9 protein-coding genes and 1 pseudogene are annotated in these 7,035 nt (G+C 67.0%); 3 read left to right on the top strand and 7 right to left on the bottom strand.

The features are described 5' to 3' along the window. The 3 genes and pseudogenes from MFF26_RS20260 to xoxJ all read left to right on the top strand — a co-directional run. Positions 1-199 (top strand): annotated as a pseudogene (locus MFF26_RS20260) (PQQ-dependent dehydrogenase, methanol/ethanol family); the annotation flags it as partial. A 233-nt stretch (positions 200-432) separates the two neighbouring features. After that, the gene (xoxG, locus tag MFF26_RS20255; protein ID WP_137829750.1) at positions 433-1,023 is read left to right on the top strand and encodes a methanol metabolism c-type cytochrome XoxG; all 591 of its coding nucleotides are present in this window, start codon (positions 433-435) and stop codon (positions 1,021-1,023) included. Next, entirely contained in the window at positions 1,023-1,886 is an 864-nt protein-coding gene (xoxJ, locus tag MFF26_RS20250) for a rare earth element methanol dehydrogenase accessory protein XoxJ (RefSeq protein WP_137829701.1), read from the top strand. Before xoxG ends, xoxJ begins: the two co-directional genes overlap by 1 nt. 61 nt (positions 1,887-1,947) lie before the next feature. Here xoxJ and folK read toward each other — a convergent pair whose 3' ends face one another. The 7 genes from folK to pqqC all read right to left on the bottom strand — a co-directional run bounded on the left by folK (position 1,948) and on the right by pqqC (position 7,003). Further along, complete coding sequence (gene folK / locus MFF26_RS20245; RefSeq protein ID WP_238308452.1) at positions 1,948-2,424, bottom strand: 2-amino-4-hydroxy-6-hydroxymethyldihydropteridine diphosphokinase; 477 nt, start codon at positions 2,422-2,424, stop codon at positions 1,948-1,950. Beyond that, a complete protein-coding gene (gene folB / locus MFF26_RS20240; RefSeq protein ID WP_137829699.1) occupies positions 2,421-2,789 on the bottom strand; it encodes a dihydroneopterin aldolase in 369 nt (122 codons plus the stop codon). The genes folK and folB overlap by 4 nt, the downstream gene beginning before the upstream one ends. Next, positions 2,782-3,636 carry a dihydropteroate synthase gene (folP, locus tag MFF26_RS20235; RefSeq protein WP_137829698.1) on the bottom strand — a complete coding sequence of 285 codons (855 nt, stop codon included), beginning with the start codon at positions 3,634-3,636 and terminating at the stop codon, positions 2,782-2,784. Before folP ends, folB begins: the two co-directional genes overlap by 8 nt. Positions 3,637-3,716: 80 nt before the next feature. Then, on the bottom strand, positions 3,717-4,079 hold the full coding sequence (locus MFF26_RS20230) for a hypothetical protein (RefSeq protein WP_137829697.1): 363 nt from the start codon (positions 4,077-4,079) through the stop codon (positions 3,717-3,719). Then, on the bottom strand, positions 4,060-4,779 hold the full coding sequence (locus MFF26_RS20225) for a hypothetical protein (RefSeq protein WP_137829696.1): 720 nt from the start codon (positions 4,777-4,779) through the stop codon (positions 4,060-4,062). The genes MFF26_RS20230 and MFF26_RS20225 overlap by 20 nt, the downstream gene beginning before the upstream one ends. Further along, positions 4,776-5,930 carry a pyrroloquinoline quinone biosynthesis protein PqqE gene (pqqE, locus tag MFF26_RS20220; protein WP_137829695.1) on the bottom strand — a complete coding sequence of 385 codons (1,155 nt, stop codon included), beginning with the start codon at positions 5,928-5,930 and terminating at the stop codon, positions 4,776-4,778. Before pqqE ends, MFF26_RS20225 begins: the two co-directional genes overlap by 4 nt. Then, positions 5,927-7,003 carry a pyrroloquinoline-quinone synthase PqqC gene (gene pqqC, locus MFF26_RS20215; protein WP_137829694.1) on the bottom strand — a complete coding sequence of 359 codons (1,077 nt, stop codon included), beginning with the start codon at positions 7,001-7,003 and terminating at the stop codon, positions 5,927-5,929. Before pqqC ends, pqqE begins: the two co-directional genes overlap by 4 nt. Positions 7,004-7,035 lie beyond the last annotated feature (32 nt).

The following is a 7,035-nucleotide window of genomic DNA, read 5'->3' as shown; positions in this document are numbered from 1 at the left end:
CAACGTGATGACCTACGAGCACAAGGGCAAGCAGTACGTGGGCGTCCTGTCGGGCGTCGGCGGCTGGGCGGGCATCGGCCTTGCGGCCGGCCTGACCGACCCGAACGCCGGCCTCGGCGCGGTGGGCGGCTACGCGGCCCTGTCGAGCTACACCAACCTCGGCGGCCAGCTCACCGTCTTCTCCCTGCCGAACAACTAAGTCTCAACGACACTTCTCGCCGGTCGCAAGATCCGGCGGGAAGTCCTTCCCTAAACCGGAAGTTGTCGCAAGAGACGCTCGGTCGCATGGCCAGCCCATGCAAAGAGATGCCGGCGCGGTTCCCGCGCCGGCATCTTTATGATTTTATGATAAGCATGTAAGACGCTGCGGTAACCGCACGATTTACGTTGCGGTGCAACATCGTGGTCTCGGGAGAAACGTCGTTGTCCTCAATGAAAACCCTCGCTTTGCTTGGTCTCGTCGGCGCCGCCGTCATCGGAACGGTTCCCACGGCCACTCTCGTCGCCGCGCAGGATGCCAAGCCTGAGCTGGCCAACAAGCTCGATCCCAACGCCAAGGAAATCGACGAGCCGGTCCTCAAGGCCGCCACGGCCGTGAAGGACGAGGATGGCAAGTACACGGACAAGGACGGCCACCCGACCTTCCGCGTGACCAACGACGGCAAGAAGGTCGACTGGTACACCTATTCTGGCTACCGCCGTTATCACGCCGAGTGCCACGTCTGCCACGGCCCGGATGGCATGGGTTCGACCTACGCCCCGGCCCTCAAGGATTCGCTGAAGCGCCTCTCCTACGAGGAGTTCTACGGCATCCTCGCCGGCGGCAAGCAGGAGGTGAACAACACCCAGAACCAGGTGATGCCCGCCTTCGGCGACAACAAGAACGTCATGTGCTACGCCAACGACCTCTACGTGTATCTCCGTGCCCGCGCCGCCGGCGCCTGGGGCCGCGCCCGTCCGGGCGAGAAGGAGGACAAGCCGGAGGCCTACAAGAAGGCGGAGGCGGAGTGCCTGGGCGGCTGATGCCCCGCAGCCACTCTCTCCTTCCCGTCGTCGCGCTCCTGCTGATCGCAGCAGGAGCGCGCGACGCTCGGGCCCAGCACCTGCCGGACCTCGTCACTACCGATGTCCTGCGGGTCTGCTCGGATCCCGGCAACATGCCGTACTCGCAGCGCAAGGGCGGCGGCTTCGAGAACAAGATCGCGGAGATCGTCGCCGACGAACTCAAGGTCAAGCTGCGGTATTACTGGCTCACCCAGGGACCGGGCTTTGTCCGCAACACCCTCGGCACTGGGCTGTGCGATCTGATCATCGGCACTTCAGGTGGCGAGGTGGTCCAGCCGACCAATCCCTACTATCGCTCGGCCTATGCGGTGGTGACCCGCAAGGGCGAAGTGGATGGGTTGAAGGGGCTCGACGACCCTCGGCTGAAGGACAAGAAGATCGGCATCATCGCCGGCACGCCGCCGGTTGCCCGGCTGACGGAGGTGGGCCTCGCGGGCGATCGTTTGATTCCCTACGCGCCCTACACCTTCGCCGCCGACCGGAAGCACCAGACGGTGGCGGCCGAGGTCATCGCCGACCTCGCCGAGAAGAAGGTCGATGTCGCGATCCTGTGGGGGCCGTCCGCCGGTTGGCTGGCGCGGGAAAGCGGCGTGCCGATGGATGTCGTGCCGCTGCTCAACGAGCCGGGTCGTCCGGCGCTCACCTTCCGCGTCTCCATGGGCGTGCGCCACAACGAGGACGATTGGAAGCGCACGATCAATACCGTTCTGCGGAAGCGCAAGGACGACATCGAGAAGGTGCTGCGCGATTACGGCGTCCCCTTGCTCGCCGCCGAGGAGAACAAGCTCCTCGAAGCGAGCGGCGACGCGAAAGATCCCTGAGGCGGCCTTCGGTCGATCGTGAGAAACAGGGCCCGGATGCGAGATGCATCCGGGCCTTGTCTCATTCGTTCCGCTCGATCCCCGTCGCGTCGAGCTTTGCCAGCGCGTCGCGTACGGTCTCGCCGCCGATGACGAGGTCGGGGGCGATCTCGGCCAGTGGGACCAGCACGAAGGCGCGCTCCCGCACGAAACGGTGCGGCAACACCAGCCGCTCGTCGGACACCTCGACGCCCTCGTAGGACAGAACGTCGATATCGATGACGCGCGGGCCCCAGCGGCGCTCGCGGACCCGGCCGAGGGCCGCCTCGATCGACAGGCAGGCCTCCAGCAATTCGTGCGGTGTGAGATCGGTCTCGACGGCGACCGCGCCGTTGAGAAACCAATCCTGATCCGTATCGCCCCAGGGCGGCGTTCGGTAATCGGCGGAGCGCGCGACGAGGCGGATGCCGGGCCATGCGGCCAGCCGCGCGACGGCGGCCGAGAGCATTGCCGCCTTATCGCCGATATTGCTGCCGAGGCCGAGATAGGCGGACGTCATGTGCGGCGCTCCCGCTCGATCTCAATCGCAGCGTAATCGAGGATCGCCGGGATCGGGGCGCTCGGCTTGTCGATCCGGACCCGGATCGCCTCGATCCGTGAAAACCGGGCGAGGCAGGTCTCGGCGATGGCCTCGGCCAGGGCTTCGATGAGCGCGAAGCGCCGCTCGGTGGCGGTCTCGACGGCGATCTGTGCGAGATCGGCGTAGCTCACGGTCGTGGCCACATCGTCGCTTCGCCCGGCCTCGGAGAGGTCGAGGCGGCATTCGAGCGAGATGTAGAAGCGCTGGCCGAGCCGCTCCTCCTCCGGCAGGACGCCGTGGCGGGCGAAGACCGCGAGGCGGTGGACGAGGATGCGGTCAGCCACGCGCGGATTCCGGACGCATCACCGCGTCGAGCACGTGCAGCGCCTCGATATGCTGCGCGACGTCGTGAACTCGGACGATGTCGGCGCCGAGGGTGCCGGCCAGCACATGGGCGCTGATCGACCCGATCAGACGATCCCGCGGCGCCGTCTCCCGATCGTGCAGCCGTCCCAGCAGGCTCTTGCGGGAGACGCCGACCAGGAGCGGGAACCCGAGTGCACGGATCTCGGGCAGGCGCCGCAGCGCCTCCAGATGCTGATCCCAGCTCTTGCCGAAGCCGATGCCGGGATCGAGCACTATGTCGGCGTCCGGAATGCCGGCGCAGCGGGCGATGTCGAGGGAGCGGGCGAAGAACCGCTTCATGTCCTCGACGATGTCGAGGCTCGGGTCGATCGTCTCACGATTGTGCATGACGATGACGGGGGCGCCGTGCGCGGCGGCCACCCGGGCGATGTCGGGCTCCCGCTGCAGGCCCCAGACATCGTTGACGAGGGCTGCGCCCGCCCTCAATGCAGCCTCGGCCGTCGAGGCCTTGTAGGTGTCGATGGAGATCGGGACGGCCAGATGCGGCGCGAGCGCTGCGATGACCGGCAGGACCCGGGCCTGCTCCTCCTCGGCCGAGATCGGCACATGGCCGGGCCGGGTCGATTCCCCGCCGATATCGAGGATCTGAGCACCCTCGGCGACCAACGTGTCAGCCTGCCGGCGGGCCGCCTCGACGCCTTCGAACCGGCCTCCGTCCGAGAACGAGTCCGGGGTGACGTTGAGGATGCCCATCACCAAGGTGCGCCGCCCCAGATCGGGCAGCAACGCCGTCAGGCGGCTCGTCGGAGGGGAAGTGGCGGACATCGGACCGGGTTCGAATACATCGGGGCCGGCCGGGCCTAGCCTCTCGGGCGCCGGGAGACCAGCCCCCGGCGCGGACGGTTTCAGCTCGCGCCGCGATAACAACGGATCTCGGCCTCGGCCTGGGCGCGGCGGAGATCGGCGACGCGGTCATCGAACATCTTGGTCGATTTGAACGCGGTGGTGCGCTGGCCGATGCCCTGACGCATCGACAGGATGGTCGAGGCCTGCACGTACTTGTCGTAAGGCAGGATCGCGGCCATCGCGTCGAGGGAGCAGGAGCACTTCTCCAGCGCCTCGCGGGTCTGCCCGTTGGCGGCCATGCAACCGAACACGTAATCGGCGCGGGCATCCGTCGGGTAATCGTTTTCCTCGGCCTGGGCCGGAGCCGCCAGAACCGCAGCCAGCAGAGCCGCGGCGAGGGCCTCAGGAATCCTTCTGGTCATAATCGAGCCTCTCTTCGAGGAGTTCGCCGCCATCCGGCTTGGTGGCACGGGCTTGGATCGAGACGATCTCGCCCGGCACGTCCGGCGACGTGACGAAGGTGTAGGTGAGATTGTCGAAGCCGCGCATGCGGTCGGTCAGAGGGTCGCCGACGAAGGGCTGCATCTCGATGCGCCAACCCTCGACCTTGCGGCCCTTGAACTCGACCTCGGTCTTCGTGATCGTGGCCTTCTCGCGCATACCCTTGCGGATGGCATTCTTGAGATAACGCGGATTGGCTTCCAGAAGTCCGGCCAATCCCTTGAGATGGTTCTCGAGGAACAGGCTCAGCACGGGATTGCCCGGCATGTCCACGAACGGCCCCGCCGGAATGCGGTTGCCGCCGGAGAACATCTGGACCCGCACGTCGCGGCTCTCGGCGCTCTTGCCCGGCTCGATCGTGAACTTGATCTCGTCGCTGATCGGCGGGCCGTAGGGACCGCGCACGATGCCGCTGCGGCGCAGGTAATCGTAGGTGATCGTGCTGCCCGGCGCCGTGTTCTTCATCTGCGGCCGCTCGAACAGCAGATCGCCCGCACTCGGCGTCGTGGCATCGGTCGCGACCGGGGTCGGCGCGGGGGGGGCAGCGTCGGGAGCCGCCCGCGCGGCGGTCACGGTCAGGGAAGCCGCGGCGAGCGCGGCCAGCAGGAGGGTACGGTTCAAAGGGGTGCCTTCTCGGTCAAAGGACTTTGCACATTCGTCCCGATGGTGCGGTATATATAGTCCGGCGGGTTCTCGGCAGCCTCTTCGGTGGCAAGATCGCGCATTTTCGAGTGCAGGGGCGAGAGCGAGCAGGCCGGATCGGTGTTGGCGGCATCGCCCGTGAGCGCCAAGGCCTGGCAGCGGCAGCCGCCCCAATCCTTCTCCCGCCGGTCGCAGGAGCGGCAGGGCTCCTTCATCCAGGAGGTGCCACGATAGGCGGCGAAGGCCGGCGACTTCGCCCAGATGTCGCCGAGCGAGTGGTCGTTCACGTACCAGAACTCGAGGCCGGGGATGGTCTCGGCGGCGTGGCAGGGCAGCACCTTGCCCTGGGGCGTGACATTCATCAGCTTGCGGCCCCAGCCGCCCGCGCAGGCCTTCGGATACTTGGCGTAGTAATCCGGCACCACGAGGTCGATGACGAGCTGGCCTTTCAGCCGCTCGCGCGCGGCCTCGACGATGCGGATCGACTCGTCGACCTGGCGCTTGTCGGGCATCAACGAGGCGCGATTGACGTAGGCCCAGCCGTAATACTGCGTATGGGCCACTTCCAGTCGCTTGGCGCCGAGCTTGACCGCAAGGTCGATGAAGCCCGGTACCTCGTGGATATTGCCGCGGTGGATCACCGAGTTCAGCGTCAGCGGCAGGCCGAGCTCCGTGACGCGGGCGGCGAACTGCATCTTCTGCGGCTGGGCGTTCTTGAGGCCGCCGATCTTCTCGGCGTTCTTGGCATCGACGCCCTGAACAGAGAGCTGCACGTGGTCGAGCCCGGCATCGTAGAGCGCGTCGAGCTTGCCCAGGGCACCGCCGACCCCGGAGGTGATCAGGTTCGAGTAGAGACCGAGTTCGGCGCATTTGGCCGTGATCTCGACGATGTCCTGGCGGGCGGTCGGCTCGCCGCCCGAGAGATGGACGTGGAGCACGCCCAGGGACGCCGCCTCGGTCAGCACCCGCAGCCACGTCGCCGTGTCGAGCTCGGCCGAGCGTCGGTCGAGTTCGAGCGGATTCGAGCAATAGGGGCAGCGGAGCGGGCAGCGATGGGTCAGCTCTGCGAGCAGACCCACCGGCGCCGGGATCACTTCGCTGGGGGAGAGGCCGGGCGTCGGTGCGTTCATCGCTCCAGGACCCTTTTCTGTGCGAGGCCGGCCAGCATCACCAGGATGTCGGCTTCGATGACGGCCGGATCGGCGTCGTAGGTTTCGCCGAGAGTCCGGGCGATCTGCGACACGCTGCTCGTGCCGTCGACCAGCTTGAGGACCGCGACCGCGTTGTCGTCGAGGTCGAAGGTGCGCTCGGGCGCGAGCAGGACGTGCTTGTCGCGCACCTCATCGAAACGCAGGCGCACGCCCCGTGGCAGCCGCGGCACGTCGCCACCCTGGAAGGGAGCGGGCGCCCCCGCCGGGCTACCCTCCGAGACGAGGCCCTCGCCCGGCTGCCACGCATCCGGCGGGATCATGCCCGGTGCCACATAGGAGAAATACAGGGCGTCGAGCTGCGTCCACAGCACGTTGCACTTGAAGGTCAGCGCGGCCATGGCGGCGCGCTGCAGCTCCGGCGTGGTGGCGTGCCGCTTCACGTAGTCGAGCGCGAAGTCGGCGTCGCGCGGCGCCTGGGTGAGACGCTTGTCGAAATAAGCCAAGGTCTCCTTGGTGATGAAGTCGTAATTCTTCAGCATCCCGGCGACGCGCTCCGAGATGATCGTCGGCGAGAACATCTCGGTGAGCGAGGAGGCGATGGCCTCCAGCAGGGACCGCTCCGAGACGAAATGCACATAGGCATCGACCGAGAAGCGCGTCGCCGAAAGGATGCCCTTCGTGGACAGGATGTACTCGCGTTCGAATCCCACCCCTTCCGCCAGCTTCAGCCAGCGCTCGATGCCGCCGTCGCCCTCGTGGTCGCCATCGTGATCGACGATGCGCTGACGCCAGATGCGGCGCAGCTGTGCGTCCGGCAGGCGGGCGAGCACCGCCGCGTCCTTCACCGGGATCATCGCCTGATAATAGTAGCGGTTGAGTGCCCAGGCCCGAACCTGATCCTTCGACAGCTTGCCGTCATGCAGCAGGCGGTGGAACGGGTGCAGGTTGTGATAGCGGCGGGCGCCGATATCGCGGAGCGCCGTCTCGAGCTCCTCGTGGCTCAACAGCCGCTGCTCGGCTTCAGGGACGGGGGGCGGAAATTGGGCGGTCATGGCGTCGGACTCTCCCCGGCTTGGTCGCGTTT

Source organism: Methylorubrum suomiense (assembly GCF_022179765.1).
Classification (GTDB): Bacteria; Pseudomonadota; Alphaproteobacteria; order Rhizobiales; family Beijerinckiaceae; genus Methylobacterium; species Methylobacterium suomiense.
This window is presented reverse-complemented; position numbering and strand designations above follow the sequence as displayed.

What these genes read in the sequence shown, in the direction of transcription:
- xoxG (WP_137829750.1), top strand. Translation starts at nt 433, where the DNA reads ATGAAAACCCTCGCTTTGCTTGGTCTCGTCGGCGCCGCCGTCATCGGA.
- xoxJ (WP_137829701.1), top strand. Translation starts at nt 1,023, where the DNA reads ATGCCCCGCAGCCACTCTCTCCTTCCCGTCGTCGCGCTCCTGCTGATC.
- folK (WP_238308452.1), bottom strand. Translation starts at nt 2,424, where the DNA reads ATGACGTCCGCCTATCTCGGCCTCGGCAGCAATATCGGCGATAAGGCG.
- folP (WP_137829698.1), bottom strand. Translation starts at nt 3,636, where the DNA reads ATGTCCGCCACTTCCCCTCCGACGAGCCGCCTGACGGCGTTGCTGCCC.
- MFF26_RS20230 (WP_137829697.1), bottom strand. Translation starts at nt 4,079, where the DNA reads ATGACCAGAAGGATTCCTGAGGCCCTCGCCGCGGCTCTGCTGGCTGCG.
- pqqE (WP_137829695.1), bottom strand. Translation starts at nt 5,930, where the DNA reads ATGAACGCACCGACGCCCGGCCTCTCCCCCAGCGAAGTGATCCCGGCG.
- pqqC (WP_137829694.1), bottom strand. Translation starts at nt 7,003, where the DNA reads ATGACCGCCCAATTTCCGCCCCCCGTCCCTGAAGCCGAGCAGCGGCTG.